This window comes from Haloprofundus salilacus, assembly GCF_020150815.1.
Taxonomy (GTDB): domain Archaea; phylum Halobacteriota; class Halobacteria; order Halobacteriales; family Haloferacaceae; genus Haloprofundus; species Haloprofundus salilacus.
This window is the reverse complement of record NZ_CP083723.1, coordinates 1440088-1466621: the sequence shown is the minus strand read 5'-3', so window position 1 is coordinate 1466621 and position 26534 is coordinate 1440088. Positions and strand designations below refer to the sequence as shown.

The 26534-nt window shown below is 65.7% G+C and carries 29 protein-coding genes; 18 read left to right on the top strand and 11 right to left on the bottom strand.

The annotated features are described in order from the left end of the window. The first annotated feature begins 159 nt into the window (after positions 1-159). On the top strand, positions 160-1104 hold the full coding sequence (locus LAQ58_RS07480; RefSeq protein WP_224449974.1) for an NAD-dependent epimerase/dehydratase family protein: 945 nt from the start codon (positions 160-162) through the stop codon (positions 1102-1104). Here the strand turns inward: LAQ58_RS07480 and LAQ58_RS07475 are convergent, their stop codons facing one another. From LAQ58_RS07475 to LAQ58_RS07465, 3 genes are all read right to left on the bottom strand, one after another. After that, complete coding sequence (locus LAQ58_RS07475; protein ID WP_224449973.1) at positions 1105-1446, bottom strand: BsuPI-related putative proteinase inhibitor; 342 nt, start codon at positions 1444-1446, stop codon at positions 1105-1107. A 48-nt stretch (positions 1447-1494) separates the two neighbouring features. Beyond that, on the bottom strand, positions 1495-2649 hold the full coding sequence (locus tag LAQ58_RS07470) for a S8 family peptidase (protein ID WP_224449972.1): 1155 nt from the start codon (positions 2647-2649) through the stop codon (positions 1495-1497). Between the two features lie 114 nt (positions 2650-2763). Next, positions 2764-3957 carry a S8 family peptidase gene (locus LAQ58_RS07465; RefSeq protein ID WP_224449971.1) on the bottom strand — a complete coding sequence of 398 codons (1194 nt, stop codon included), beginning with the start codon at positions 3955-3957 and terminating at the stop codon, positions 2764-2766. 253 nt (positions 3958-4210) lie between these two features. On the opposite strand from LAQ58_RS07465, the gene LAQ58_RS07460 reads away from it, so the two are divergent. The 4 genes from LAQ58_RS07460 to LAQ58_RS07445 all read left to right on the top strand — a co-directional run bounded on the left by LAQ58_RS07460 (position 4211) and on the right by LAQ58_RS07445 (position 7763). Further along, on the top strand, positions 4211-4996 hold the full coding sequence (locus tag LAQ58_RS07460; protein WP_224449970.1) for a DUF2797 domain-containing protein: 786 nt from the start codon (positions 4211-4213) through the stop codon (positions 4994-4996). Between the two features lie 123 nt (positions 4997-5119). Continuing rightward, positions 5120-6532, top strand: a complete 1413-nt coding sequence (locus tag LAQ58_RS07455) for an NAD(P)/FAD-dependent oxidoreductase (RefSeq protein WP_224449969.1) — start codon at positions 5120-5122, stop codon at positions 6530-6532. Between the two features lie 46 nt (positions 6533-6578). Then, entirely contained in the window at positions 6579-7232 is a 654-nt protein-coding gene (locus LAQ58_RS07450) for a hypothetical protein (protein ID WP_224449968.1), read from the top strand. A gap of 87 nt (positions 7233-7319) precedes the next feature. Further along, positions 7320-7763: a hypothetical protein gene (locus tag LAQ58_RS07445; RefSeq protein ID WP_224449967.1), complete on the top strand. Its 444-nt coding sequence runs from the start codon at positions 7320-7322 to the stop codon at positions 7761-7763. Positions 7764-7804: 41 nt separating this feature from the next. Here the strand turns inward: LAQ58_RS07445 and LAQ58_RS07440 are convergent, their stop codons facing one another. Both LAQ58_RS07440 and LAQ58_RS07435 read right to left on the bottom strand, forming a co-directional pair. Then, positions 7805-8920, bottom strand: coding sequence for a glycosyltransferase (locus LAQ58_RS07440; RefSeq protein ID WP_224449966.1), 1116 nt, complete (start codon positions 8918-8920; stop codon positions 7805-7807). An 80-nt stretch (positions 8921-9000) separates the two neighbouring features. After that, positions 9001-10059 (bottom strand): glycosyltransferase family 4 protein, encoded by a 1059-nt coding sequence (locus LAQ58_RS07435; protein WP_224449965.1) that lies wholly within the window; start codon positions 10057-10059, stop codon positions 9001-9003. Here LAQ58_RS07435 and LAQ58_RS18910 point away from each other — a divergent pair. From LAQ58_RS18910 to LAQ58_RS07420, 4 genes are all read left to right on the top strand, one after another. Then, entirely contained in the window at positions 10058-10183 is a 126-nt protein-coding gene (locus LAQ58_RS18910; RefSeq protein ID WP_255595040.1) for a hypothetical protein, read from the top strand. The two genes, LAQ58_RS07435 and LAQ58_RS18910, sit on opposite strands and share 2 nt — an antisense overlap. After that, positions 10180-10461, top strand: a complete 282-nt coding sequence (locus LAQ58_RS07430) for a ribonuclease P protein component 4 (protein ID WP_224449964.1) — start codon at positions 10180-10182, stop codon at positions 10459-10461. The genes LAQ58_RS18910 and LAQ58_RS07430 overlap by 4 nt, the downstream gene beginning before the upstream one ends. Positions 10462-10579: 118 nt before the next feature. Then, the gene (locus tag LAQ58_RS07425; RefSeq protein WP_224449963.1) at positions 10580-10825 is read left to right on the top strand and encodes a YhbY family RNA-binding protein; all 246 of its coding nucleotides are present in this window, start codon (positions 10580-10582) and stop codon (positions 10823-10825) included. After that, entirely contained in the window at positions 10825-11748 is a 924-nt protein-coding gene (locus LAQ58_RS07420) for a mechanosensitive ion channel family protein (RefSeq protein ID WP_224449962.1), read from the top strand. Before LAQ58_RS07425 ends, LAQ58_RS07420 begins: the two co-directional genes overlap by 1 nt. Before the next feature lie 19 nt (positions 11749-11767). Here the strand turns inward: LAQ58_RS07420 and LAQ58_RS07415 are convergent, their stop codons facing one another. Further along, positions 11768-13447, bottom strand: coding sequence for an NADH-quinone oxidoreductase subunit D (locus LAQ58_RS07415; protein WP_224449961.1), 1680 nt, complete (start codon positions 13445-13447; stop codon positions 11768-11770). Positions 13448-13924: 477 nt separating this feature from the next. After that, the gene (locus LAQ58_RS07410) at positions 13925-15067 is read right to left on the bottom strand and encodes an acyl-CoA dehydrogenase (RefSeq protein WP_224449960.1); all 1143 of its coding nucleotides are present in this window, start codon (positions 15065-15067) and stop codon (positions 13925-13927) included. A gap of 119 nt (positions 15068-15186) precedes the next feature. On the opposite strand from LAQ58_RS07410, the gene LAQ58_RS07405 reads away from it, so the two are divergent. The 3 genes from LAQ58_RS07405 (at position 15187) to LAQ58_RS07395 (ending at position 18018) form a co-directional block, all read left to right on the top strand. Further along, positions 15187-16263: a phytoene/squalene synthase family protein gene (locus LAQ58_RS07405; protein ID WP_224449959.1), complete on the top strand. Its 1077-nt coding sequence runs from the start codon at positions 15187-15189 to the stop codon at positions 16261-16263. A gap of 92 nt (positions 16264-16355) precedes the next feature. Further along, on the top strand, positions 16356-17327 hold the full coding sequence (mvaD, locus tag LAQ58_RS07400; RefSeq protein ID WP_224449958.1) for a phosphomevalonate decarboxylase MvaD: 972 nt from the start codon (positions 16356-16358) through the stop codon (positions 17325-17327). A gap of 286 nt (positions 17328-17613) precedes the next feature. After that, the gene (locus LAQ58_RS07395; RefSeq protein WP_224449957.1) at positions 17614-18018 is read left to right on the top strand and encodes a carboxymuconolactone decarboxylase family protein; all 405 of its coding nucleotides are present in this window, start codon (positions 17614-17616) and stop codon (positions 18016-18018) included. A 191-nt stretch (positions 18019-18209) separates the two neighbouring features. Here the strand turns inward: LAQ58_RS07395 and LAQ58_RS07390 are convergent, their stop codons facing one another. Next, positions 18210-18344 carry a zinc-ribbon domain-containing protein gene (locus LAQ58_RS07390; RefSeq protein ID WP_117591248.1) on the bottom strand — a complete coding sequence of 45 codons (135 nt, stop codon included), beginning with the start codon at positions 18342-18344 and terminating at the stop codon, positions 18210-18212. Between the two features lie 169 nt (positions 18345-18513). Here LAQ58_RS07390 and LAQ58_RS07385 point away from each other — a divergent pair, with 169 nt between their 5' ends. Further along, positions 18514-19653: an NAD(P)/FAD-dependent oxidoreductase gene (locus LAQ58_RS07385; protein WP_224449956.1), complete on the top strand. Its 1140-nt coding sequence runs from the start codon at positions 18514-18516 to the stop codon at positions 19651-19653. A 229-nt stretch (positions 19654-19882) separates the two neighbouring features. On the opposite strand, the gene LAQ58_RS07380 is transcribed toward LAQ58_RS07385, so the two are convergent. Continuing rightward, positions 19883-20683 (bottom strand): BtpA/SgcQ family protein, encoded by an 801-nt coding sequence (locus LAQ58_RS07380; RefSeq protein WP_224449955.1) that lies wholly within the window; start codon positions 20681-20683, stop codon positions 19883-19885. Positions 20684-20791: 108 nt separating this feature from the next. Between LAQ58_RS07380 and LAQ58_RS07375 the strand changes: the two genes are divergently transcribed. Continuing rightward, on the top strand, positions 20792-21406 hold the full coding sequence (locus LAQ58_RS07375; protein ID WP_224449954.1) for an HD domain-containing protein: 615 nt from the start codon (positions 20792-20794) through the stop codon (positions 21404-21406). Positions 21407-21442: 36 nt separating this feature from the next. On the opposite strand, the gene kynU is transcribed toward LAQ58_RS07375, so the two are convergent. Continuing rightward, the gene (kynU, locus tag LAQ58_RS07370) at positions 21443-22720 is read right to left on the bottom strand and encodes a kynureninase (RefSeq protein WP_224449953.1); all 1278 of its coding nucleotides are present in this window, start codon (positions 22718-22720) and stop codon (positions 21443-21445) included. 100 nt (positions 22721-22820) lie between these two features. On the opposite strand from kynU, the gene LAQ58_RS07365 reads away from it, so the two are divergent. The 3 genes from LAQ58_RS07365 to LAQ58_RS07355 all read left to right on the top strand — a co-directional run bounded on the left by LAQ58_RS07365 (position 22821) and on the right by LAQ58_RS07355 (position 25603). Beyond that, complete coding sequence (locus LAQ58_RS07365) at positions 22821-23837, top strand: AIR synthase family protein (protein WP_224449952.1); 1017 nt, start codon at positions 22821-22823, stop codon at positions 23835-23837. A gap of 103 nt (positions 23838-23940) precedes the next feature. Next, positions 23941-25131, top strand: a complete 1191-nt coding sequence (locus tag LAQ58_RS07360; protein WP_224449951.1) for an MFS transporter — start codon at positions 23941-23943, stop codon at positions 25129-25131. Between the two features lie 88 nt (positions 25132-25219). Continuing rightward, positions 25220-25603 carry a tautomerase gene (locus tag LAQ58_RS07355; protein WP_224449950.1) on the top strand — a complete coding sequence of 128 codons (384 nt, stop codon included), beginning with the start codon at positions 25220-25222 and terminating at the stop codon, positions 25601-25603. A gap of 19 nt (positions 25604-25622) precedes the next feature. Here the strand turns inward: LAQ58_RS07355 and LAQ58_RS07350 are convergent, their stop codons facing one another. Beyond that, entirely contained in the window at positions 25623-26000 is a 378-nt protein-coding gene (locus LAQ58_RS07350; protein ID WP_224449949.1) for a VOC family protein, read from the bottom strand. A gap of 97 nt (positions 26001-26097) precedes the next feature. Between LAQ58_RS07350 and LAQ58_RS07345 the strand changes: the two genes are divergently transcribed. Continuing rightward, on the top strand, positions 26098-26532 hold the full coding sequence (locus tag LAQ58_RS07345; RefSeq protein ID WP_224449948.1) for a universal stress protein: 435 nt from the start codon (positions 26098-26100) through the stop codon (positions 26530-26532). Positions 26533-26534: the final 2 nt, after the last annotated feature.

The following is a 26534-nucleotide window of genomic DNA, read 5'->3' as shown; positions in this document are numbered from 1 at the left end:
TGTCCGAAGAGAGGCCACGGTTAGGGGGTTTCGGAAGCCAACGGTGAACGCCGAGGCTCTGCACCTCGACCGTCTGGGACTCCTGCGGCATCTACGGACAGTCTCTCGCGGCGCGCGAGTAACCACAATCGACTTACTGTCGTCTCCGGAGGGTGAAGTATGGACCTCGTAGACAAACGAGTCGTCGTCACCGGCGGGGCGGGTCTTGTCGGGTCGCACTTGGCCGCTAGACTGTCGGCCGAGAACGATGTAGTCGTCGCCGACGACCTCTCGAAAGGAACCGAGTCGCGCGTCCCCGACAGCGTCGAGTTCGTCCGCGCGGATATGCGCGAACCGTCCGATGTGGCCGAGGTAATCACCGAAGACGTGGAGATCGTCTTCCACCTCGCGGCGTACACCGACACGAACTACGAGGACCCCCGAAAGCTGTTCGAGGAGAACACCGAGATGACGTACAACGTCCTCGAACGGATGGACGACGTCGGCGTCGACAGCGTCGCGTTCACGTCTTCGTCGACTATCTACGGCGAGGCCCCGCGACCGACGCCCGAGGATTACGCGCCCATCGAACCCATCAGCGCATACGGTGCGAGCAAACTGGCCGACGAGGCGCTGATGTCGACGTACGCGCATTCGCACGGCTTCACCGCGTGGGTGTTCCGCTTCGCCAACATCGTCGGCCCGAAGCAGCGCGGCAACGTCATCCCGGACTTCATCGAGAAACTGCTCGACGATCCCGAGACGCTCACCATCCTCGGCGACGGCCGCCAGGAAAAGTCCTATCTGTACGTCGACGACTGCGTCGACGCCATCTGCCACGTCGTCGAGAACGCCAATCAGTCGATGAACACCTACAATCTGGGAACACGGACGACCACCTCGGTGAACCGCATCGCCGACATTGTCGCCGACGTGATGGGCCTCGACCCCGACTACGAGTACACCGGCGGCGAGCGCGGCTGGAAAGGCGACGTGCCGAAGATGCGACTCTCCATCGAGAAGCTCTCGGCGCTCGGGTGGGAACCGCCGACGGCCAGCGATGAGGCGGTCGAACGCGCTGCGGGCGAACTGTACGAGGAGCTCCGCGCCGAGCGCGAGTCGTAATCAGGCCGGCACCGAAAACTGCGTCTCCGCCTCCGCGTCGGCGTCCGCGGCCGCAAGTTCGCCGACGGCGACGTAGCCGCCCGGTTCTGGGTCGTCCCAGACGCCCTCGAACGTTGTCGACTCGCCAGGGGCGAGCGTCTCGCTGCCGAGCATCTGCGCGAACATCCGACCGTCGCTCCAGCGCCACTGTTCCTCTTCTCCCTCCACGTCGACGACGAGGAACTCCGCGCGTCTCGCGTCGCGAAACGAGAGCGTCACCTCCTCAGTCCCTTGGTTTTCGACCTTCAGTTCGAAGTCGACACGGTCCACTTCCGGTTTCGCCGTGAGTGTCGCAGTAAGCATATGTGAGGTACGAGAAAGTGAGGAATAACTGTCTGGGTCTGTCAGACTCTACAGGTCGTCGGAGGAGTCGAGACCGAGCGCCGCCGCGGTGTCGAGCAGTCCGGCACCCTGTTCGTTCGACGCGAGACCGATGTCCTCGGCCGTCGAGATCAGGCGGTCGCGGGCTTCGACGTTCGTGTAGCCGTTCGCCATCAGTTGCGCGCCGGCACCGGCGACGTGCGGGCACGCCATCGACGTGCCGGAGAACACGTCGTAGCCACCGCCGGGGACGGTCGACTCGACGTCGACGCCGGGGGCGGCGATCTCGACCTCCGACCCGGTCGAGGAGAAATTGGCCAACGCGTCGTTGCTGTCGGTGGCGCTCACGGCGACGACTTCCGAGTAGGCGGCTGGGTAGCCGACGCAGTCGCTACACGGCCCGTCGTTGCCAGCGGCGGCGACGAGGAACACACCGCGGTCGTAGGCGTACGTACAGGCGTCTTTGACCGTCTGCGACCCGCTGGACGCGCCGAGGCTCATGCTGGCGATATCCCAGCCCTGGTCGGCCGTATACTCGATGCCCGCCGCGATGTCGGAGAACGACCCGCTGCCGCGCTTGTCGAGCACTTTCACCGCGTGTAGCGTCGCCTCCGTGCTGACGCCGACGACACCCTCGTCGTTGTCGACGGCGTCGGCGGTTCCGGCGCAGTGGGTGCCGTGGTCGTTGTCGTCGTCCCACGGTTCGCTGTACGAGCCCCTCGCCGAGACGAACGCCTTTCCCTTCCCGAGATTCGCCTGCAGGTCGGGATGGTTCGAATCGATACCGGTGTCGAGGATGGCGACGTCCGCGCCAGCGCCGGTCTCGCCGTTAGCGTGCGCGACCTCCGCATCGACGCGGTCGATCCCGTACGGCAGCGACTGCGCGAACGCGTGCATCTGGCCGTTCGCCTCGACGTACCGAACGTCGCCGCGGTTTTGCAGGCCTTTCACTGCGTGTTCGTCGACGCGGATGGTCATCGCGTCGAAGTTGAACCGGCGGACGACGGAGGAGGCGGCGTTCTCAGCCGCTCGCTTCCCGCTCTTGTCCCGATAACCGACGTTCACTTCGACGAGGTTGTCGTTGCCCTTCGCCGTCGCGAGTCCGGTTAAACCGCCGACGCCGACCGCTACGCCAGTCGTCTTCAGCACGTTACGTCGAGTTACACCCGTGGTATCATCTACCATTGCAGCCGCCCAAACGCATTAATCTATTTTAAACATTCATGAATAGAAGAATTTTGCCGGTAAATTTCACCATTGTATTAGTAATCTACAACAGTATATTTCACCGACCGTATTTCAATCGTCTTCGCCGTCGAGGTCTAACGCGGCGGCGACGTTCAACAGACCGGCACCCTGTCTTGTCTGTCCGAGACCGAGGTCGTCGGCGGTCTCGATGAGTCGCTCGCGCGTCTCCGACGCCGTGAGACCCGTCGAGACCAGTAGCGCCGCCGCCCCGGCGACGTGCGGGCACGCCATCGACGTTCCCGACTGCGTTCTGTAGCCGCCCGGAACCGTTGAACGGACGTTCGCGCCCGGCGCGGCGATGTCGACACGCGGTCCCGTCGAGGAGAAGGGGGCGAGCGCGCCGTTCCGGTCGACGGCGCTAACCGCTAGCACCGTCGGGAGCGTCGCCGGGAACCCGACCGTGTTCGGACGCGACCGTCCGTTGCCCGCGGCGGCGACGAGGAGTACGCCCTCGTCGGCGGCGTAGCGACAGGCGTCGCGGACGAGGTTCGTCGGTCGCTGCGACCCGAAGCTGAGACTCGCCACGTCCCACCTTCGGTCGGCGACGTGTTCGATGCCTGCGGCGATGTCCGAAATCAGTCCGACACCGGCGCAGTACAGCACTTTCACCGCATGCAACGTCACCTCGGGAGCGACGCCGACGACGCCTTCGTCGTTGTCGACGGCGGCGACGATGCCCGCGCAGTGCGTGCCGTGGTTCTGGTCGTCGTCCCAGTCGGTCCTGCAGGCGTTCTCGTTTCCGGCGACACGGCAGAGTCGCGGCCGTCCGCGACAGTTGACGAACGCGCGCCCTGCGCCGAGATTCTCGCGGAGATCCGGGTGGTCGGAGTCGACGCCGGAGTCGACGATAGCCACGTCGACGCCCTCGCCCGTGATTCCCGCCTCGCGAGCGAGCAGCGCGCCGACTTGGGAGATACCGTAGGGAACAGACTGCGCAGGCGACTGCTGATACGCTCGCATCGTGCCGTTGGTCTCCACGTACCGTATCTCGGGTCGTCGACGAAGCGTCTCGACGGCAGTACGCGGCAGCTCGACCGTCAGCGCGTCGAACGCGAACCGTCGAACCACCCGGTCGGCGACGCGCCGAACGATGTCGGTATCTCCGTCGACGCCGACGTTCACCTGAACGCTGTCGCCGGTGCGGTCCGTCGCTCCCCGGACGTCCGTTGCCGCGAGTCCAGTCGCTGCCCCGCCGCCGACCGATCGGAGCACGGTTCGACGCGTCGCCGCTGACTGTGTCGGCATCTTCGGGACGTTCGGGCCAGCGACCCTTATCTGTAATTTCGATCGGCGCGACTGTCGCGGCAGACGCTCTCTCAGTCGTATCGAACGGTCGCGTGCGAGCAAACGTCGCCTACGGCTGCCGCGACGGAGTCGTCGCGGAGGGACGGAGTCGCCGCCGGTGAACGGAGCCATCGGCCGAAGGACGGAATCTCGCCGAGGGACGACCCGCGCCGTCGAAAGAGACGCTTTTACCGTCGGAACGGATACTGCAGGTGTGCAAGTCGTCGGCTACGATTCACTCGACGGAGGGCTCTATCTTGCGCCGAGCGAGGAGACGAGGCTCGGCGACGGCAAGGCGACGGACCCGTCCGAGGTCGAGTACCTCTCGCTCGACGCCGGCGACGAACTCGCGTACCGACTCGGCATGCGACACTGCGCTGGAACCGTCGCCGAGGAGGGGCACTACGCCTGCGAGAACGACGCCGCGCCGTACTGCGAGTACCACCGGAGCACGTGGGTCTGCGCCCGCTGTACGGGCACCTGCCTGAAAGACGAGATGGACTGCTTCGACGACCACGCCGTCTACCTCGCGGCGTTCGCGCCCGACGTGTTCAAAGTCGGCGTCACCAAGGAGTGGCGACTCGACACGCGGCTTCGAGAACAGGGTGCCGACAGGGCCGCCCACCTCCGGACCGTCGACAACGGCCGCGTCGCCCGCGAACTCGAATCCGAACTCGCCCGCGAGTTGACCGACCGGGTGCGCGTCCCGACGAAGCGTGCGGGCCTCCACCGACGGGTCGACGCCGACGCGTGGGAGTCGCTACTCGCGGAGTTCGACCCGCTCGACACCTTCGAGTTCGACTACGGCTTCTCGCTCGACAGTCGACCGATGGACGAGACTATCGCCGCCGGGCGCGTCGTCGGAACGAAAGGTCGGTTACTCGTCCTCGACAACGCGGGGACGACGTACGCCGTCGACATGCGCGACCTCGTTGGCTACGAACTCCGCGAGGGCAAGAGCGACCGAAATCTGCAGTCGAGTCTCGGCGCGTTCGGGTGACGGGCGAGCCGGCAACCCGAGGGACGAGAATCGGATCGTTCCCGAGTATGTCCCACCGAGAGTAATGTGTGGGAACGTCTAACACGTCGCTGCGCGAATCCACTTCCAGAGGGAGTGGCGACGATGACCTTGGCGACGGTTCCGCGGTACGACAGCGAGCAGGTGTCCGAGTGGGGCGAACGCGCGGTAGTGGTCGGAGCGGGCATCGCGGGACTACTCGCGGCGCGCGTCCTCGCCGACGGGTTCGCGGAGGTGGTGGTCGTCGAACGAGACTCGCTCCCAGACGAACCTGTCGCCCGGCGCGGAGTACCGCAGGCGCGCCACGTCCACGTTCTCCTGAAAGGCGGTGAGTCGACGATAGAAGACCTCTTTCCGGGCTACGGCGAAGAAATGCTCTCCGCGGGCGGCGTCGTGTTCGACGGCTCCCGAGACGTACACTTCTACCTCGAAGGTGACTACCTCGCCGACGGCCCGCAGCGCATCCCGCAGTACGGGGCGACTCGCTCGCTGTACGAACAGTTACTCCGCCGTCGCGTTGCTGGCCTCGACGGCGTCGAGTTCCAACCGAACTGCCGCGTCGTCGACTACCGACTCGACGGCCCGGGGACCACCGTAAGGGGCGTCACCGTCGAAGACGAAGCGTCCGGCAGAATGGAACTCGCCACCGATCTGGTGGTCGACGCTTCCGGTCGGACGAGTCGAACGCCGGCGTGGCTGGAACGCGCCGGCTACGAGTCGCCCCCCGTGGACGAGGTGTATATCGACCTCGCGTACAGCACAACCCTCGTCAACCGACCGCCGGCCGAACGTCGCTCGTACGTCGTCGCAGCCTCGCCGGCGTGCCCTCGTGGGTCAGGTATGGTCCCTATCGAGGACGACCAGTGGTTGGTGACGCTGTACGGCGTCCACGGCAACCGTCCCCCGACGAACTTCGAGGAGTTCGAGTCGTTCGCCGCGACGCTTCCAGTCTCGGACGTGGAGAAACTGCTCGCCGACCACGACCAGACCGCCGAGGAGGTGGTCCAGTATCGGTTCCCCTCGAACGTCAGACGCCGGTACGAGGATCTCGACCGATTCCCCGACGGCCTCGTCGTCGTCGGCGACGCGATTGCGAGTTTCAATCCGATATACGCGCAGGGAATGTCGGTAGCGTCGCTGGAGGCGGTGCTTCTGCACCACGCGCTTGCGGCGGGCGGCCGCGACGACCTCGCCCGGCGATTCTTCGGGCGCACAGAGGAACTCGTCGACATCGCGTGGATGATGGCCGTCGGCGGCGACTTCCAGTTCCCGGAGACAGCGGGTCCGAAACCTCGGGGCACAGACCTCGTCGGTCGGTATCTCTCCCGGTTGTTTCGTAGGAGCCACACCGACGGCGTGTTGCGGGATGCCCACTTCCGCGTGATGATGATGGAACAACCGCCGACGACGCTGTTTCGGCCCGCAATCGCGTGGCGCGTACTCAAGCCGACCGGCGGCGTTCCGAACTACCGTCGAAAGATGCCGAGAATCCGAGAATTTCCGTATCTCAAACGATGATTTGTGCCTCCGCCGCGCTTATATCGACTCCTCGTGAGCTCCGAGTATGCGCCGTCGCTCCCTCCTCTCGGCCCTCCCCGCGGTCCTCGCAGGCTGTACCGTTCGCGGAACACAGTTAGGAAACAACGTGACCCGCGACGACGCCGAGGACGGCTGTCCCGGTTTTCACGACCGCACCGACGAACTCGTCTGCGCCGGAACGAGCGTCGAAGGAATCGAATTCGCCGCGAGCGGTGATCTCCTGTCGCTCGACGAAAACAGGGCAGGCCTTGAATTCGAGTTGATGAATCGCTCTGAGCAGCCGTTCTCCTGTAATCCGTACGCCTGGGCCGTGTACCGGAAGAACGGTCTGCTGTGGAAACACGTCGTTCCCGACGCAGTACTGCTGCCGTTGCTGACTGTAGGCCCCGGCGACTCGCTTCGCTGGCGACTGCGCAATGCGAGCGATGAGACTGGAGACACCGACAGCGACGAGACTGACGACGGGAGTCGGGGGACGGGGGTCCCTGACGACGAGGAACGGGTTTACCCGGCGAGCGCAGACCTCAAACCCGGCACGTATGCGTTCTCGTTTTCCGGGAACCTCGGCGAGTCGCCGATGGCACGACACCTCTCGTCGAACGGGACCGAACCCGAGTCCGAACGCGACGCGCCGCCTCGAACGCGAGTCGAGTGTGTCGCCACGTTCGTCGCCGAGTGAGCTACCAGAGCTGAAGAAACCGCCAGACGCCGCCGCTCCGTCGCCCGAGTGCCAACGCTTTTCGGCGTGGGGTGCGAACGCGAAGCTATGCCAGAAGACGAACCCGACGAGCCGACGGAGTCCGAGGACGTGAACATCGAAGCCGAGGAGAACGCCGACGCCGAATCCGGCGACGAGGAGGAGAAATCGTTCCGCGAGCGCGTCGAGGAGATTCGAGAGCGGCGCGCGAAGGAACGAGAAGAACGCGGCGAGGAGGGTGAGGACCCGATGGCCGAGATGATGGGCGGCGGCGGACCGGGCGGTCCCGGCGGCATGGGTGGCGGCGGCAACCCGTTCGCACAGATGATGAGCGGCATGATGGGCGGCGGACCGGGCGGTCCCGGCGGCATGGGCGGCGGTCCGGGCGGCCGACCCGAGGAGAGCGGCAACGACAACGAGGCGCTCGTCCGCGAGGTGCGCCAACTGCGCGACGAGGTCCGCGACCAGACGCGACAGCTCCAGCGCATCGCCGACGCGCTCGAAGACCGGTAAGTCGATCAGAAGTCGACCGACTGTCGGCTCCGATTTTCTCGTTAAGCTCCGCTACCGGTGACCGCGTCGTACACGTCCGCGAGTCGGTCGACGGCGTGTTCGACGCTCAGCGACTCGCGCCGGTCGAGACAGCGACGTTCGAGCTCCGCCGTCTCGTCGAGCGTCCGCTCGATAGCCGCTCGAAAGCCCTCGGTGTCGCCGAGGTCGTAGTGGTAGCCAGTGACGCCCTCCTCGATGGTGTTGGAGAGCGCCCCGCGGTCGACGCCGACGACGGGGGTCCCGCAGGCGTTCGCTTCGAGCGCGACCAGCCCTTGCGTCTCGACGGGACTCGGGAAGAGAAACGCGTCGAGCGAACTGTAGAACGCCGGGAGCTCCTCGCGGTCGAGGAATCCGAGGAACCGGGCGTCGACGCCGCGCTCTCGCGCCGTCGCTTCGAGATGCTCGCGCGCGGGACCGTCGCCGCCGAAGACGACGGTCGCGTCGAGTCCCGCGGCGGCGTCGATGATGTCGCTGAGACATTTCTCGTAGCCGTGTCGTCCCGTGTAGCCGACGAGAGTGTCCGAGTCCGAGAGACCGTGCCGGTCGCGGAACGCCGTCGCGTCGACGGGGCGGAACCGGTCGACGTCGACGCCGTTGGGGACGACGCTGATCCCCACGTCGTCGCCGACTCGGCTCCGAAGGTCGTCGCGGGTCGCCTCGCTCGGGACGACGACGGCTGCCGCGTGGCCGAGGAACCACCGCTCGTACGACTCCGAGAGGCGTTCGATGCCGTCTTCGAGTCGCCGGCGCGAGGTGAGATACGAGGCGTACTCGCTGCTCGGGGTGTGGTAGGAGACGACGAACGGCAACCCCTCGCGGCGGGCGAGGCGCAGGCCGCCGAGACCGAGCGCGAACGGCGTGTGCGCGTGGACGACGTCGACGTTCCGCACCGCACGGGGGACGCGAGGGAGACCGAAGCGGAAGCCGTCGTAGAAGGGAAAGGGGAGACTGCGGATGGGGTACTCCCCGTTCTCCGGTTCGTACCCGTCGGCGTCGGGGTAGACCACGTCCATCCGACCGCCACGGGCCTGCCAGCGATCCCGCCACGAGTGGACGGTGTAGGTGACGCCGTTGACGGTAGGCAGGTAGGTGTCGGTGAACGCGACGACCGAGTGCATTGTCACGAGATTCGAAGACTCGGGGTTAAGTCGTTTTGACTTTCCGCCCCGGTCGGCGTTCCGTTCGGAGGTCGTCGGCCTCAGACGCGGCCCGCCGACACGTCCTCATACGCCTCGACGAGTTGCTCACCGACGCGGTCGAGTCCGTGTTCTTCGGCCGTCTTTCTGGCATTTTTGCCGAGTCGCTCCCTGAGGTCGGGGTCCGCGGCGAGGCGGTCGAGCGCCGCTTCGAACTCCTCACGCGTCGAACAGAGCAGGCAGTCGTGGCCGTCGGTATAGAACTCGCGGAAGACGGGGATGTCGCGGAGCACGACTGCCTTCCCGCAGGCCATCGCTTCGAGGACGACCAATCCCTGGTTCTCGACTTTCGTCGGGAAACAGAAGATGTCGCCCGCCGCGAACGCGCCGCGCTTGTCGTCGACCCAGCCCGAGAACGTGAGATTTTGCGGAGGGTTCTGCGTCCAGTGCCGGACCGTCGACGACGCGTGCGGCCCCTCGTCGTACGTGCCGAACCAGACGAACTCGTACTCTGTCGCCTGCGCGAGTTCGCAGAAGGTGGTGAGTCCCTTGCGCTCGAAGACGCTGCCGACGGCGAAGACGACCGGTCCCGAGAGGTCGTAGCGCTCGCGGTACTCCTCGCAGAGGGCCTCGTGGCCTTCGAGGGAGTCGAGGTCGACGCCGTTGCTCATCGGGCGGACGGGCGCGTCGACCGGGTAGGATTCGAGGACTTCCTTGGTGTACTCGCTCGGACAGAGCACGAGGTCGGCCTGCGAGTAGAACCACTTGAGGTAGCGGCCGAGCGGTTTCGCGGCGAGTGTCGACCCGCGAAAGCTCTCGGCGAAATCCTCGCGCGTTACGTGCGCGTGGAGGACCAGTGGCCGGTCGTTGCGCTCGGCGTGGCGGGCGACGGCGACGCTGCCGGGACCGATGAGGTTGCAGTGCGCCACGTCGTAGTTCGCGAACGCACGTCGTCCGCGGAGCGCCTCGACGGCGGCCCACGCCGGGTGGTCACCGCGCCACGGCGACGTCACGACCTCGACGTCGGTTCGTTCGAGGGCGGCCCGCTGCTGGTCGGTCGCGGTCCCGATGCCGCTCCGGTCGAGTTCGGAGGCGAGTTCGAGATAGTTGAGGACGCGCATGCTCGTCGGTTCCCCGGAGACCGCATTAGTGTACGGGGATTCGCCGCCGCAGGCGAGCGAAGACGGCCAACCCGCCGCGCTTCGCAACATCTATTGGCGCGTCGCGAACCATCTTCACGAGTGACGACGATCGCCGAGGAGCGCATCGCGCGGTTACACGAACTCGCTTGCGAAGCGACGAAAGAACGCGAGTTCGACCGCTCCCGCGAGTACGTCCGCCTCGCCCGCCGCCTCGACGAGCGACATCGGTGCGGGCTGCCCCGCCAGTTCAAACGTTTCTCCTGCGACGCCTGCGACGTCTACCTCGTTCCGGGCGTCAACGCCCGCGTCCGCCTGCAGGACGGACACGTGGTGATTCGCTGCGACTGCGGCCACATCGACCGCTACCCGTACCGCGACTGAGCGTTCGCCTGCGGCTGTATTCGCTCCTCGGCGCTCGCCCCTCCGACTGGTATCGACGGCAGGTAACGCCGGTCGGTAACTAAAGGTTCAAACCGCGTCGCTTGCTACGACGGGACAGATGGTAGACAACGAGTTACGCGAGCAGGCTCACGACGTCGACGTGACGGTCTGGGTCGGCAAGAGCGGTATCGAAGCGGTCACCGACGAGTTACGCGACCAACTCGGCGACCGGAAACTGGTGAAAGTGAAGTTCCTCCGAGCGGCCCGCGGCGGCAGTTCGACCGAGGAACTCGCCGACGAACTCGCCGAGGCGGTGAACGCCACGCTCGTCGAGACACGCGGGAACACAGCGGTCTTCCACTGATGGTAATCGTGCTGCAGGCGGGCGAAGTCGTCCCGAAAGGTCCGATAGCGAAGTTCCTCGTCAACTCGCTCGGGTTCGACAGCAACGTCGCGACGGCGAACGCTATCGACGCGGCGATGATGTTCGTCGTCGTCTTCGCGGCAGTGTATCTCGCTGGGCGACTCCTCGTCATGCCGCTCGTGGGGCGTCTGCTGGACACACGGGGACTGGAAGAACACGCCCAGAAGCCGCTCCGTAAACTGCTGGGCGTCGTCGTCGTCTTCGTCGCCGTCGGCGTCGCGTTCGCCGCCGCCGGGTTCGGGAACATCCTCACCGCGCTAGCGACCATCGGGGCGGCGGCGACGCTCGCCATCGGGTTCGCGATGCAGGACGTCATCGCCAACTTCGTCGCGGGCGTGTTCATCTTCACCGACAAACCGTTCCGCATCGGTGACTGGATAGAGTGGGATGACAACTCCGGCATCGTCGAGGACATCAGCTTCCGCGTCACCCGCGTCCGGACGTTCGACAACGAACTCCTGACCGTGCCGAACTCCCACCTCACCGACGGCGTCATCAAGAACCCCGTCGCGAAGAACAAACTCCGCCTGCAGGTGCCGTTCGGCATCGGCTACGACGACGACATCGAGAAAGCGACGGAGATCATCCTCGAAGAGGCGAAGAAGCGCGACGACATCCTCGCCAACCCCGAACCGTCGGTCCGCCTGACGGAACTCGGCGACTCGGCGGTCGTGCTAAACTCGCGCATCTGGATCTCGCAGCCGAGTCGTTCGGACTTCGTGAGGACGCGCGGCGAGTACGTGACGGACGTGAAACAGCGGTTCGACGCCGAGGGAATCAGCATCCCGTTCCCGAACCGCACTCTCACAGGATCGATCGACATCGAAGGGCTGGACCGCGTGATGTCCCGCGCCGACGACTGAGCGACGCCGGATATCTTTTTTATCGGTCGACCGACCCGAGGACGATGTCGAGACTGCCGAGCGCCGCGACAAGGTCCGGGACGTACTCGCCGTTGGCCATCTCGGGTAGCGAGTGGAGGTTGTTGAAGCAGGGGCTCCGTATCTTGAACCGCGCGGGCGAGTCGGTGCCGTCTGCGCGGATGTAGATGCCCATCTCGCCCTTCGCCGCTTCGACCGCCTTGTACGTTTCCGTGTCGTCGTTGGGGCGCAAGGTCCGCGGCACGTTCGACTGGATGGTTCGTTCCTCCTCGGGCCAGTCTTCGAGGATATCGATACACTGGCCGACGATCTTCGCCGACTCCTCGACCTCGCGGAGGCGAACGAGTAACCGTGCGTAGTTGTCGCAGCCGTCCTCGACCGCAACGTTCCAGTCGAGTTCCGAGTAGTAGCCGTAGGGGTCGTCACGGCGCAGGTCGTAATCGATGCCGGAGGCGCGGGCGACGGGGCCGGTGACGCCGTAGTCCTTGGCGACCTCGGGTGGCAACACGCCGGTGCCGACGGTGCGCGACTGCAGAATCTCGTTGCCGGTGATGAGGTCGTGGTACTCTTCGAGCGTCGGGGGGAGCTCTTCGAGGAAATCCCTGACGTTCTCGAAGAACTCCTCGCGCGGTTCGGGGAGATCCCAGACGACGCCCCCCAGCCGGAAGTAGTAGAACATCATCCGCTGGCCGGTGAGGTCTTCGAGGATGTTCTGGACCTTCTCCCGGTCGCGGACGGCGTACATGAAAATGGCCGTGAAGTCGCCGTACACGTCCAGTGCGAACGTCCCGACGGCGAGGAAGTGGCCGAGCATCCGGCCTAGTTCGACCGACATAGTCCGGAGCACGTCCGCGTACTCGGGCACGTCGATATCTGCCAAATCTTCGATGGCCCGCGCGACGGCCCATTCGTTCGGGATATTGGCGGTGTAGTCCCAGCGGTCCGAGTACGGGATTATCTGGTAGCGGTAGGTGCCTTGCTGACACATCTGCTCCTCGCAGCGATGCAGATAGCCGATGTCGGGATCCACGTCGGCGACCTGCTCACCGTCGAGCGTACACTTGAGGTGCAGCACCCCGTGAGTCGCTGGATGATGCGGGCCGATGTTGAGAAACATCGTATCCGAGTCCTGGTCGCCGCGGTGGTCGTCCCGAAGGGGGTTCGCGTGCTCGCGCAAGGCGACGATTTGCGGTCGCTCCTGGTCGTAATCGAGCGCCAGCGGATGACCCTGCCACGTCTCGGGGAGGAGGATGCGCCGGAGGTCGGGGTGGCCCTCGTACTCGATACCGATGAGGTCGTACGCCTCGCGTTCGTGCCAGTCCGCGGTCCGAAACACGGGTTCGGCCGACTGGCTCACCGGACGGTCCGTCGGCGTCGGAACGACGATGCTCACTTCGTCGGTCGGGTCGGCGTACTTCTTCAGGTGGTAGATGGACTCGTAGCGGTCGACGTACTCTTGGGCGGAGAGACAGGAGAGGTGGTCAAATCCGGCCTCCTCCTTCAGCGTCGAGAGCACGTCTTGGACGGCGTCTGGTCGGACGACGAACGCCGGAGCGTTCTTGTGGTCGTCGCGCTCGACGACGCGGTCGCCGAGCAGGTCGGCGAGCGCTTCCTCACGAGTCTGCTCGACGGCTGGCGTCGTCGCCTCGGACTCCGCTCCTTCGGACTCTTCGAGGCTCACGCGGACGCACCACCGCTCACCGCGGGTGTGTCTCCGCTGTGTCGTTCGGTTCGGCTCTCGGCGCGTCGGTCCGAACGTGTCGGCGTTGGTAGGTGGTCGTCTGGTAGCATCGGTTATCTCCCAGTAGCGACGAACTGTCGTGACGGTCCGGAGCGCGGTGAACTGCCTGACGGGTCGTCGGTTCCTTACTGAGAGTCCGCCGCGACCGCTGAAAAGAATTGTCAGAAGATAGTGGGAAACTCGCCCGTGGTGAATAGACATGCTGGTCTGAGTGTGTTCTATGAGAGAAGGACACGCGAAAGTCGTGTTATCGAAAGCGTCTCACTCCGTGTCGGTCGTCGCCGGAGAACGATTTTCTCGTCGTCGCTCACTTACGAGTCGTCTGCTTCGGAACTTCGATCACCTCTGCGGCCGTCGAATTCTCACCGTCTGGGTTGCCACCGTCGGCATTCGTCTGTGGCGACGGAGCCGACGGCTTCAGTCCAGCAACTGCGCGGCGATGGTGTTGCGCAGGATCTCGCTCGTCCCTTCGTAAATTTCGTTGAGTTTCGCGTCGCGGTAGTAGCGCTCGGCGGCGAAATCCTTCGTGTAGCCGTAGCCGCCGTGAATCTGGATGCCCTCGTTGGCCACCTCGCGGCTGATTTCGCTGGCGTACAGCTTCGCCTGCGCGGCCTCCTTGATGAAGTTCTCGCCGCGAATCTTCTTGTCCGCCGCCCGGTGCATCAGCAGTTTGGCTGCCTGAATCTTCGTGTCCATGTCGGCCAGTTTGTGTTGGATGGACTGGAAGCGGGCGATCTGCTGGTCGAACTGCTCACGTTCTTGGGAGTAACGGAGTGCGTCGTCGAGCGCGGCGCGAGCGATGCCGATGGAGCGCGCTGCGATGGTGATGCGACCGCCGTTGAGCGTCTTTAGCGCGTGGACGAAGCCGTCGCCCTCCTCGCCGAGCAGGCGGGTTTCGGGGATGCGCATGTCGTCGAAGCGGAGTTCGGCGGTCGGACAGCCCTTGTCGCCGAGTTTGTGCTCGGTGCCTTCGACGACGAAGCCGTCGTCCTCCTCGGGGCGGACGACGAACGAACTGATTCCCTTGTTGTCCGCTTCGGGGTCCGTCTTGGCGAACAGCGTGACCGTGTCGGCGACGGAGCCGTTCGAAATCCAGAGTTTTCCGCCGTTGACGACGTACTCGTCGCCGTCTTTCTCTGCTGTCGTCGTCATCGACGGAACGTCGCTGCCGGCTCCCGCCTCCGAGAGCGCGAACGCGCCGATGTCCTCGCCCGTGTTGAGCGGCGTGAGGTACTCCTGCTTCTGGTCCTCGTTGCCGAACGCGTAGACCATGTTACCTGCGAGGCTAGTGTGAGCGGCGACGATGGTGCCGAGACCACCGCTGCCGCGCGAGATCTCTTCGAGACCGATGGCGTAGGAGTGGTAGTCGAGACCCGCACCGCCGTACTTCTCGGGGAAAGGCATCCCCATCAGTCCGAGTTCGGCCATCTCGGAGACGAGGTCGGCGGGGAACTCGTCGGTTTCGTCGATGTCGGCGGCGACGGGACGGATCTCCTCGTCGACGAACTCCGCGACCATATCCCGAATCTGCTTCTGCTCGGCCGAGAGCTGGAAGTCCATGCTGCGGTCTTTCACCGTCTTCCGTTTAGGTTTTCCGGGTGGGCGCCGCGACGGAGGCGAATTCGAAGAAAGTGCCACGAGGCTTTTTATGTCTCCTGCCGTAAACACGGATACTTCGGATGCCTGAAGACGCAGATGCCCGCCCGCCCGGGAACGACGCAGACTTGCAGTGGTGTCACGACGCCGTCCAAGGCGTCTCGCGGACGTTCGCACTCACCGTGCGCGTCCTCGACGAGCCGATGTCATCGTACATCTGTCTCGGCTACCTCGTCTGCCGTATCGCCGATACCGTCGAAGACGCAGAGCACATCCCCGCAGACGAGCAGTCCCGACTGCTCCACCTGTACGATGCCACGCTCAACCCGACAGACGAGACGAGTATCGAACAGTTCACCGAGGCCGTTGAGCCTTGGTTACCCGCCCCGGAGGCTCGAAACGACGATTGGGAGGTCGTCGCCGAGTCGCCGCGGGTGTTCCGCACGTTCGAGTCGCTCCCCGAGGATGTTCGGGAGGCAGTGACGCCGCCGGCCCGCGAACTCGTGCAGGGAATGGCGATGTTCGTCGAACGCTACGCCGACACCGACGGTCTCCGCATCCAGTCGCGTGAGGAACTCGAAGAGTACTGCTACTACGCCGCCGGAACCGTCGGCAACCTCATCACCAACCTCGTCACCCGCGGCGACATCGACTCCGAGCGCCGCAAGCGCCTCTACAACACCGCCGAGGAGTTCGGCCTCCTCCTCCAACTCGTCAACATCTCCAAAGACGTCTACGACGACTACACCGAGGAGAACAACGTCTACCTCCCGGCGGAGTGGCTCGAAGACGAGGGCATCGCGCAGGATAACGTGGTCGACCCCGCGAACAAAGCGGGGGCGACGACGGTCGTCCGCCGAACGGCCAACCACGCCCGGTCGTTCCTCGACGACGCGCAGACGTACCTCGAAACGGTGCCGACGACCGACGGCAACACACTCGCTGCGTGGGCGATCCCGTTCCTCCTGGCCGTCGGCACGCTCCGCGAACTGTCGGCCAACCCCGAGGACGCGCTCACCGGCCGCGGCGTGAAGGTGTCTCGACAGGAGGTGTTCGCCGTCGTCGGCGCGATGACGAGCGGGGGACGCGAGTCGCTTGCCGAGCTCCGCGAGGCAATCTCGCGCGCGCCGTACCACCGCGTCGCCCAGCAAGCAGACTGACGCCCGACTCCGAGACGCCCGACTCTGAGACGCGCGTTCCTGCGCGGACGACTTCCGGGACGTTTAACCCGCAGTCGCGCACGCCTTCTGGCATGAAAGCCACCGCCCGAGCACACCCGATTCAGGGGCTCGTGAAGTACCACGGGATGCGCGACCCGGAACTCCGACTCCCGTACCACGACAGCATCAGCGTCTGCACCGCCCCGTCGAACACGACGACGACCATCGAGTTCGACCCCGACGCGAACGACGACCTGTTTCTCATCGACGGCGAGGAAGTCGACGGTCGCGGCGCAGAGCGGATTCAGGCCGTCGTCGACCACGTCCGCGAGTTGGCCGACCTCGAGCACGCCGTCCGCTTCGAGAGCGAGAACAACTTCCCCTCGAACGTCGGCTTCGGCTCTTCTTCGTCGGGGTTCGCCGCCGCGGCGATGGCGCTTTCGGAGGCCGCTGGACTCGACCTCACGCGGCCGGAAATCTCGACTATCGCCCGCCGCGGTTCCTCCTCGGCGGCCCGCGCCGTCACGGGCGCGTTCTCCCAACTGTACACGGGGTTGAACGACGAGGACTGCCGCTCCGAGCGCATCGTAAGCGACCTCGAAGACGACCTCCGTATCGTCGCGGGACTGGTTCCCGCGTACAAAGAGACCGAGCAGGCGCACGAGGAGGCCGCAGAGAGCCACATGTTTCAGGCGCGGATGGCGCACATCCACGGCCAGATCGCGGAGATGCGCGACGCGCTCCGCGACGCCGACTTCGACCGCACCTTCGAGTTGGCCGAGCACGACTCGCTGTCGCTGACGGCGACGACGATGACCGGTCCCTCGGGGTGGGTGTACTGGCAACCGGAGACCATCGCCATCTTCAACGCCGTCCGCGAACTTCGAGAGGAGGGCGTCCCGGTCTACTTCTCGACCGACACCGGCGCGAGCGTCTACGTCAACACGAAGGACGCGTACGTCGACGAAGTCGAGGCCGCCGTCGCCGACTGCGGCGTCGAGACGATGGTCTGGGAAGTCGGCGGCCCCGCCGAGATTCTCCCCGACTCCGACGCGCTGTTCTGAGAGGGACCGATCGACTTCGTCCGAACACCGCCTCGTACCGGCGTTGCAATTAGAGGAGGTGTGTCCCGGTTCGGTATCCCAGTCTGACGACCCGATAACGTGTCAAACAGTCGTTGGATTCGACAATCGACCTGCTAACCCTACGAAGCCTCGTCCGCGACACCATCGGAAAGTGTGAATAGTGATAGCAAACAACATTCGGCTGGGTTTCGATGCGTTCGACGGGACCGACTGGGAGGGACCACGACCACGACCACGACCACGTTCACGAAATCCAGAGGAGACCATGGTATCAGACCAGATGCGAGCGGAGATAGAAGCGTATCTCGGACAGGTGCCGAGTTGGCTCGACGCGCTTTCAGAGCCTGCAGCCGACCATAGCTGGGGAGTCGTACGTGACCTCGAACTTGGCGAGACCGAACTGCCGAATCGTGAAAAGGCGCTCGTCGCGCTCGGGGCCGCCGCCGCGATGAACTGTCCGTACTGCATCCACTTCCACGCCGAAGAGGCAAGATTAGAGGGAGTCGAAGAGAGAGGCCGCAACGAGGCCGTAAACGTCGCCGCCAACGTTCGATACTTCTCGACTATCCTTCACGGGGCGGAAGTCGACCTCGACGAGTTCAGACACGAGACGAGCGAAATCGTCGGATACATCGAAGAGCAGGGTGCGGAAGCGGCCGATGCCGACTGACCTGGCTACGCCACATTCTCTTTTTTCCGATAGTCGCAGATTTCGGGCGGAGAGTCACCTCTTTCGTCTCGGTTTGATGTATCCGTGATAACACGAGGGTCGAACAGGAGAGCGAGAGAATGGGATAAACAAGAGAGGAGACGGTCGTAGTCGACGCCGAGACGGCTGTTATCTGGAACACGCGTAACCCGTCAGACGAACCGCTCGCGCCGACGGGTCAGTCGGCCGGGTCTGAAGTAGTGATTGCATTTCGGACACTGGACGTTTGCGCGAACGTACTCGGGTACCTCGAAGCGGTTCTTGCACTCGGCGCAGCGAACGATCATTGGCTCATGTTACCGTGACGAACGGGAAATAACGGTTGGTCCGTATACGTGAAAGTCAGTTGTTACTGTGCGAAACGGGTACAATCTGGCGGCGAGACGGACGAATCAGCCGCAACGAACGTCGCGGACGGCCCACATCCTCATTGTCTCGTGGCTCTAACCCCCGGCTATGAGAGTCGCCGTACTCGGTGCCGGTTACGCCGGTCTGGCCCTCGCGCAACGTCTCGAAACGCGTCTGCCCTCCGCCGTCGACGTCGTCGTCGTCGACGAATCGCCGACGCATCTCGTCCAACACGAACTCCACCGCGTGATTCGCCGCCCTTCCGTCGCCGACGCTATCACGCTTCCGCTGCGCAACGTACTGGACCACGCGGAGATCGTTACCGAACGCGTCGACCGAGTCGACGCCGAGGCGGGCCTCGCGACGCTCGCCGACGGGACGGAACTCGACTACGACTACGGCGCGGTCTGTCTCGGCGCGCAGACCAACTTCTACGACCTCCCGGGCGTCGAGGAACACGCACTCCCGTTGAAACGCGTCCGCCACGCCGAGGCGATTCGCGAGCGGTTCCTCGACGTCTGCGAGTCCGGCGGCACCGCCGTCGTCGGCGGCGCGGGTCTCTCCGGCGTGCAGACGGCGGGCGAACTCGCCGCGCTCGTACAGGAACGCGACGCCGCCGACCGCGTCGACGTCGTCCTGCTCGAACAGTTCGACAGCGTCGCGCCCACCTTCCCCGAGAACTTCCAGCGGGCGGTCCGAGACGAACTGGAGGCCCGCGACGTAGATATTCGGACGAACACGCCGGTCCGGCGCGTGGATGCCGACGCCGTCGAACTGGCCGACGGCGACCTCTCGTACGACCTGTTCGTCTGGACCGGCGGCATCCGCGGCGCTGACGCGATGAGTGGCGAGCGCCCGGTCGTCCGCAACGACCTCCGGCTCACCGATCGGACGTTCGTCGTCGGCGACGCCGCTCGCGCCGTCGACGTCGACGGCGAGGCCGTCCCCGCCAGCGCATCCGCGGCGATTCGAGAAGCCGGGACGGTAGCGAGAAACCTCGAGCAGCTCGTAACTCACCGACTCGACGGCGACGGCTCCTGCTTCGAACCGCGGATGAAACCGTACCGCTTCGAGGTGCCGGGGTGGATCGTCTCCGTCGGCGACGGCGCGGTGGCGCAGGTCGGCCCGAAGGTGGTCACCGGGGCGGCGGCGAAGGCGATGAAAACGACCGTCGGCGCGGGGTATCTCGGGTCGGTGAGAGCGGCCGAGAAAGCCGCCGAACTGGTCGACGAAGAACTGAACGCGTAGTCCGTGGGGTTCCACTCGCCGGTTCTCCGACCTCCCGCGACGAAGGTTCAAGTACGGAGGCGGGACCACCCACCCGCGTGTTCTGACGACCGATCGCGAGCGAACAGCGGGTGTGCGACCGACCGCTCGCGGCCGCCAACCCTCGAACCGGTCGCCTGTTAGTCAGCGTTTCAGCGCCGTCACCTCCGGAAAGCGGCGACTCCGGTAGCCCGCGACGGCGACCGACTAACTACGACTCTACCGCTTCGATCAGTTCTCGGACCCGCGTCTCGTCTACGGGGTTCGTCGTCTCCCCGCCCCGTTTGAGTGCTGTCCCTATGATGATTCCGTCGGCGACGTCGAGCAGGTCGGAGACGTTCTCTACGGTCGTCCCGCTCCCGACGACGACGGGCGCGTCGAGAGCTAGTTCGTCGCGGCGAGCGACCACCTCACCGAGGGCTTCGCGGTCGACCGCTTCGCCGGTGCCGACGCCGGAGACGACGACGCCGTCAGCGAGTCCGCGATCAAGCGTCTCGGCGACGACTTCGTCCATTTCGCGGGGCGTTACCGGCGCGGAGTGTTTGACGTCGATGTCAGCGAGGACGGCCACGTCGGTGTCCAGTCGGTCGCGGAGACGCATCGTCTCGTGCGCTCGGCCGGTGACGACACCCTGGTCGGTCACCCGCGCGCCGGTGTGGACGTTCACGCGGACGAACGACGCGCCGGTTGCAGCGGCGACAGAGAGCGCCGCCGCCGCGTCGTTGCGCAGGACGTTGACGCCGACGGGAACCGACACGGCCCCGCGAACAGCGCCGACGAGCGCCGTCATCGACGCGACGGTGTGTTTCGGCACATCGTCGGGGTGAAACGGCGCGTCGCCGAAGTTTTCGACCATCACGGCGTCGACACCACCGGATTCGAGCGCCGCAGCGTCGCGTAGCGCGCGTTCTCGGAGTTCGGCGCGGTCGCCCGCGAACTCGGGCGCTCCGGGGAGCGGCGGGAGGTGAACCATCCCGACGACGGGTGCGTCCAGCGAGAGGAAGTCGTTCATACGGGTCGCTCGCGGGAGCAGCAAAAAGGTGCGACGGATTCGGTTCGACCAGTCCGGCGGCGCGGAGAACCGACGCGTATAATCCGTCGTTCAAGAGATGACCGTATTATGACCGAGACGATTCGATGCGAGGAGAACGCCTTCACCGCAGTCTGCGAACGGCTGCCGGAGATAGCGCTTCTGGACAATCAGGAGCTAATGCGTGCGACCGCCGCCGCGTTCTTCGAGGGACACGAAGACTACTTCTGGACCGCGCCCGCCGCGTCGAGTTACGCGCACCACAACCTCTACTGCTGCGCCGAACGCGGACTCTGGATTCACACGAAGATGGTGTTCGCCGCGTTCGAGCGCCTCGTCGACTCGTACCTCGAACAAGGTCTTCTCACCGAGACGGAACGGGATCTCGGTCGGGCGGCGTGTCTCCTCCACGACGTGAAGAAGTACGGCGAAATGTACGAGGAGGGCGACCACGCCGACCGCGACCACGACGTGCAGGCGGCCGACTGGCTTCGCGCGGAGACGGAGCTCGATTCGCGTGTCGCCGACGCTGTGGAGCGACACATGGGCCCCTGGTACAACGGTCCCGAACCGGAGACGCCGCTCCAGCAACTCGTCCACCTCGCGGACATGACCGCGTCGACGAAGAACGCCACCGTCGGCGTGTTCCAGCCGCACGAGAAGATTCGGTCGCAGTACCCCTCGATTGCGGAAGCGACGTTCTGAGACCGTCAGACGCCGTTTCGCATCCGAAGTACCGTCCTACGTCACGCCGCCGTCTTGCCGGTCGAATCGTTCGTACGCTTCTTCGTCCAGCAGCGTTCGGAGTTCGGCGACGACCTCCCACACGTCCACGTGGCTGGTGTACAACGGCGCGGGACAGACGCGGACGACGTTCGGCGGACGGAAGTCGACGACGACGCCGCGCTCCTTCAGGGCGAGACTCAGCCGATAGGCTTCGGGGTGTTCGACGGCGACGTGGCCGCCGCGTCGGTCCGGTTCCCGGGGCGTGCCGACGTCGCAGTCGTAGCCCGCGTCCGCGAGCGCGTCGACGAGTTCCACGAGGTAGCCCGTGAGCGAGAGCGACTTCTCGCGAACGGTCCCGATACCGGCCTCCTCGAACATCCGAAGCGAGCCTTCCAGCGGCGCGGCGCTGAGCATCGGTACCGTCCCGATCTGCCACGCGCCCGCGTCGTCGGCGGGGGTGAACGTGAGGTTCATGTCGAACTGCGTCTCCTTGTCGTGGCCCCACCACCCGGCGAGCGCCGGCGTCGTCCCGAAGTGGTCTCGGTTGACGTACAGTCCCGCAATCGCGCCGGGACCCGCGTTCAGATACTTGTAGCCGCACCAGACGGCGAAGTCGACGCCGACACCCGAGAGGTCGTGGTCGACCGCGCCGACCGAGTGCGCGAGGTCGAACCCGGCGAGGACGTCGCGATCGTGCGCCGCCTCGGTGATTCGCTCGACGTCGAGCAGCTGCCCGCTGCGGTAGAGCACCGACGGGAGGAAGACGATGCCCGGGTCGTGGTCGTCCATGGCGGCGACGACGTCGTCCTCGTCGATGGTTCGTCCGTCTCGGCTCTCGACGGCCACGAGGTGCTCGTCGGGGTCGTAGCCACGCTGGCGCAGTTGGGCGCGAATCGCGTAGTGGTCGGTCGGAAAGTCGAGGTCGTCGACCAACACTGTCGGCAAGTCTACGACGTCGAGGAACGTGCCGACGAGCGTGTGGATGTTCACCGTCGTCGAATTAGCGACGACGACTTCCGTCTCGTCGGCCCCGACGAGCGGCGCGGTCATCGACCCGAGTCGCTCGGCGTAGCTGAACCACGGTTCGTCGGCGTCGGTCCAGCCGCGAATCGCGAGTTCGCGCCACTCGTCGACGACGCGTTGGAGGCTTCGTTCGGCGTCCTCGGAGAGGGGACCGAGCGAGTTGCCGTCCATGTAGTGGCCGTCGGGAATCTCGAAGCGGTCGGCGAACTCGGCCAGCGGATCGGTACGGTCCAACTCGCGGGCCGCCTTGCAGGGCGGGAAGTCGCTCATGGCCGACACTGTGCGGCGGCGACCATAGAGATGGGCGATGCGGAAAGCCGGCATAGCGGAATGACGGCATCGTTTTACTCGCCGCGTTCGCACGTCCCGTATGTCCGATCTCGGGAAGATCGACCCCGACTTCTTCGACGAGTATCTGTATCCGCGCCTCGGCGCGACCCGCGACGACGTGGCGCTCGGCCCGAAACACGGTGTCGACTTCGGGATGCTCGACGTGGACGGTACCGCCGTCGTGCTCGCCACCGATCCCCTCTCCGTCCTCTCGGAACTCGGCTTCGACCGCGCCGGTCGGTTCGCGCTGCACATCGTCCTCTCGGACGTCGCGGTGTCAGGCCTTCCGCCGTCGCACCTCACCATCAGTTTCTCGTTGCCGCCGGAGATGACGAACGAGCAGTTCGCCGAACTCTGGGCGGCCATAGACGACGAGGCGCGGGAGTTGGGAATCAGCATCGTCACGGGCCACACTGCGCGCTACACTGGTTGTTCGTTCCCGTGGGTCGGCGCGGCGACGGCGCTGGCGGTCGGCGACCGCGACGACGTGATTCGCCCCGACGGCGCGCGCCCCGGCGACCGAGTGCTCGTCACGAAGGGGCCTGCAGTCGAGGCGACGGGGTTGCTCACGACGCTGTTCGGCGACCGGATGGAACTCCCAAAAGCGACGCTCGCCGACGCCCGAGAACGGCTGGACGAGACGCGAACGGTGCGCGACGCCCGCGCCGTCACAGAGGCGGGCGGCGTGACCGCGATGCACGACGCGACGGAGGGCGGGCTACAAGGAGCCCTGTGCGAAGTCGCCGAAAGCGCGTGCGTCCGCATCGACGCCGAGCGCGACGCGGTTCCGCTGCGGCCGGGCATCGCCGAAACCTGCGAGTACCTCGACATCGAACCGTGGCACGCGACGAGTTCGGGGACGCTCGTGGTGACAGTCTCGGACTCCGCCGTCGACGACGTGATCTCGGCGCTCGAAGCGCGCGGAACGCCCGTCGGCGTCGCCGGAACCGTGTCGGAGGGGTCGGGCGTCTACCTCGACGGAGAGCGAGCCGAACATCCGCGGGTCGACCCGTCGTGGGCCGTGTACGAGGCGTTCGCCGAAGGCGAGTCCGACTGAACTGAGGCTGGAGGGCGTCGACTGAGACCAGAGGGGCGCGGCCGACGGCGAGGTTGCCGCGACACCCACCGTTATACTCCGGCGACGAATCTCCGGAGATTGAATGGATATCCGCCGCGTCGTCTCCCTCATTTTCCTCTGGCAACTGGCCGCGAGCGTCTGTTACTACGCCGTCTTCGCGGCGACGCCCTTCTTCCGCGACCAGTTCGGCCTCTCGGGGACGGCCGTCGGTCTCGTCGTGACGTCGCTGACGCTCGGCTACGCGGTTTTTCTGCTCCCGCTGGGCGCGCTCACCGACCGCTTCGGCGAACGGCGGACCTTGACGGTCGGTCTGCTCGGCCTCTCGGTCGGCGCGGTGCTCGTCGCGGGCGCGTGGTCGTACGCCACGCTGCTCGTCGGCGCGTTCCTGCTCGGGTCGCTGTACGGGACGGCGATGCCGGGGACGAACAAGGCGATATTCGACAGCGTCCCGACGAGCCGACAGAACCTCGCCGTTGGCGTGAAGCAGGTGGGCGTGACGGCCGGAAGTGGGGTGAGCGCGCTGCTCGTCACGGGTATCGCGGGGGTGCTCTTCTGGGAGGCCGGATTCTACGTTGCCGCGGCGAGCGGTTTCGCCGTCGCCGTCGCCTTCTGGCTCGCTTACCGCGGTGCCGAGACCGACGGCGACGCCAAGTTTCCGAGCTTCCGACGACTGCTCCGTAACCGGCCGTACCGCTCGCTCACGGTGGCGGGCGCGTTCCTCGGCGCGGGGCTGTTCACGACGACCGGCTACACGATTCTCTACGTCGAAGAGTCCGTCGGCGCGTCCGTCGCCGTCGGCGGCCTCGTGCTCGCTGCGCTTCAGGTGTCCGGCAGCGTCGGGCGCGTCGTCACGGGCTGGCTGAGCGACGCGCTCTCTGGCGACCCTCGCCGACGTATCGCGAAGATTCTGCTCGTGCAGACAGTGGCGAGCGCTGCGCTGTTCGTCGTCGTCGCCTTCGTCGACACGACGGTCGCCGCGGCGGTGGCGTTCGTCGTGCTCGGTTTCTTCGTGCTCGGATTCACCGGCGTCTACTACTCCTGCATGGCGACGGTCGTCTCCGCGGAGGAGATGGGCGGGGCGACCGGCGGCGGACAGTTGGCGCTCACCTCGGGCGCGCTCGTCGCGCCGCCGGCGTTCGGCTATCTCGCGGACACCTTCGGCTACCGGACGAGTTGGCTCATGCTCGGCGGACTCGCGCTCGTCGCGACCGTGTTCGTCGTGCAGGTCATCCGGACCGAACCGCCGGCAGACGTCGTCGCCGCCGCAGACTGAGCCGGGAGGGTGACGGGACGACCAGAGTTCCGATTACAGACCCCGTTTGCGGAAAAACGCTATTTCACTGGCGCGTGACCCTCGGCCGATGCCGTATCTCGCGCTCGATACCACCTACGAACCGACTGCCGACGAACGACGCGCCTGCACGGAGTCGCTGACGCGGCTCTACACGGAAGAGATGGCCACGACCACGGGCCACGTCGCCGTCGCCGTCAGAAAGCACCCTCCGGCGGCGATGTCGCTCGGCCGCGCCGTCGACGGGCCGATAGCGGTGTTGAACGCGGATATCCGACGGGGACGGTCGTTCGAGCGCCGACGGACGTTCGCGCTCTCAGTCGTCGACTGGCTGGAAGCGGAGTGGGACGTTCCGCGACTGAACGTGAAGGTCGTCTTCACCGAACACGACGGGCACGACCTGATGGGTGCCGACCGCGTCGGCGGCGAGTGGTCGCCCGAAGAGGAGACGTAACAATACGGTAGCGACGCCGTCAGAGCCGCTCGACGAGTTCGACGACGTAGCCGTCGGGGTCCTCGACGAAGGCGACCCGGCGGTCGATCCGCTCTATCGTCGTCGGTTCGGTCACGACCGGCGGGTCGCTGCGGTCGACAAGACGCTCGAACGCCTCGTCGGTGCTGTCGACGCCGACGGCGAGGTGGTCGAAGCCGCCGCCGGGACCGGTCGCGTCGTCGCCCTCGGGATCGTACTTGAACTGGAAATCGCAGTGTTCGCCGCCGACGTAGACGTTACGAACGCCATCTTTCGTGAACTCCCAGTTCCGTTCGAGACCGAGACCGTCGACGTAGAACGCGACCGTCGCGTCGATGTCGGACACCCGGAGCGCCGTGTGGATAATGTCGTTCGTCACGGCAGAGGGTCCCGCGTCGCTCGCATAAGCGTTCCCGTCGCTGCGACCCCCGCCGCGGACGAATAGTTAATAACCGATTGTTCACGATTCAGGGGTCATGTATCGCATTCTCATGCCAGTCGACGGCGACGACAACCGGTTCGACGCCCAGTTTCGGACGCTCAGGGAGTTCCCCGGACGCGACGACCTCGCGGTGACGGTGCTCCACGTCCACGAGGAGATCGACGCCCCGGCGGACGAGGCCGGGCGGTCGATAATCGACGCCGTCAACGAGGACATCGAGTCGCTGCAGGGCGTCCCCGAGACGGTCGGGCGCGCGGTCTCCGAACTCGAAGCGCTCGGCGTTCCGACCGACTCGGCGACGACGCGGGGCGACCCCGTCAAGACGATTCTCGACGCCGCCGCCGAACTCGACGCGGACGCGATACTCGTCGCCGCCAGGAAGCGCAGCCCGGTCGGCAAAGCGGTGTTCGGCAGCATCACCCAAGGCGTCATCCTCGACGGAGACCGACCGGTCTTCGTCGCGAACTGACC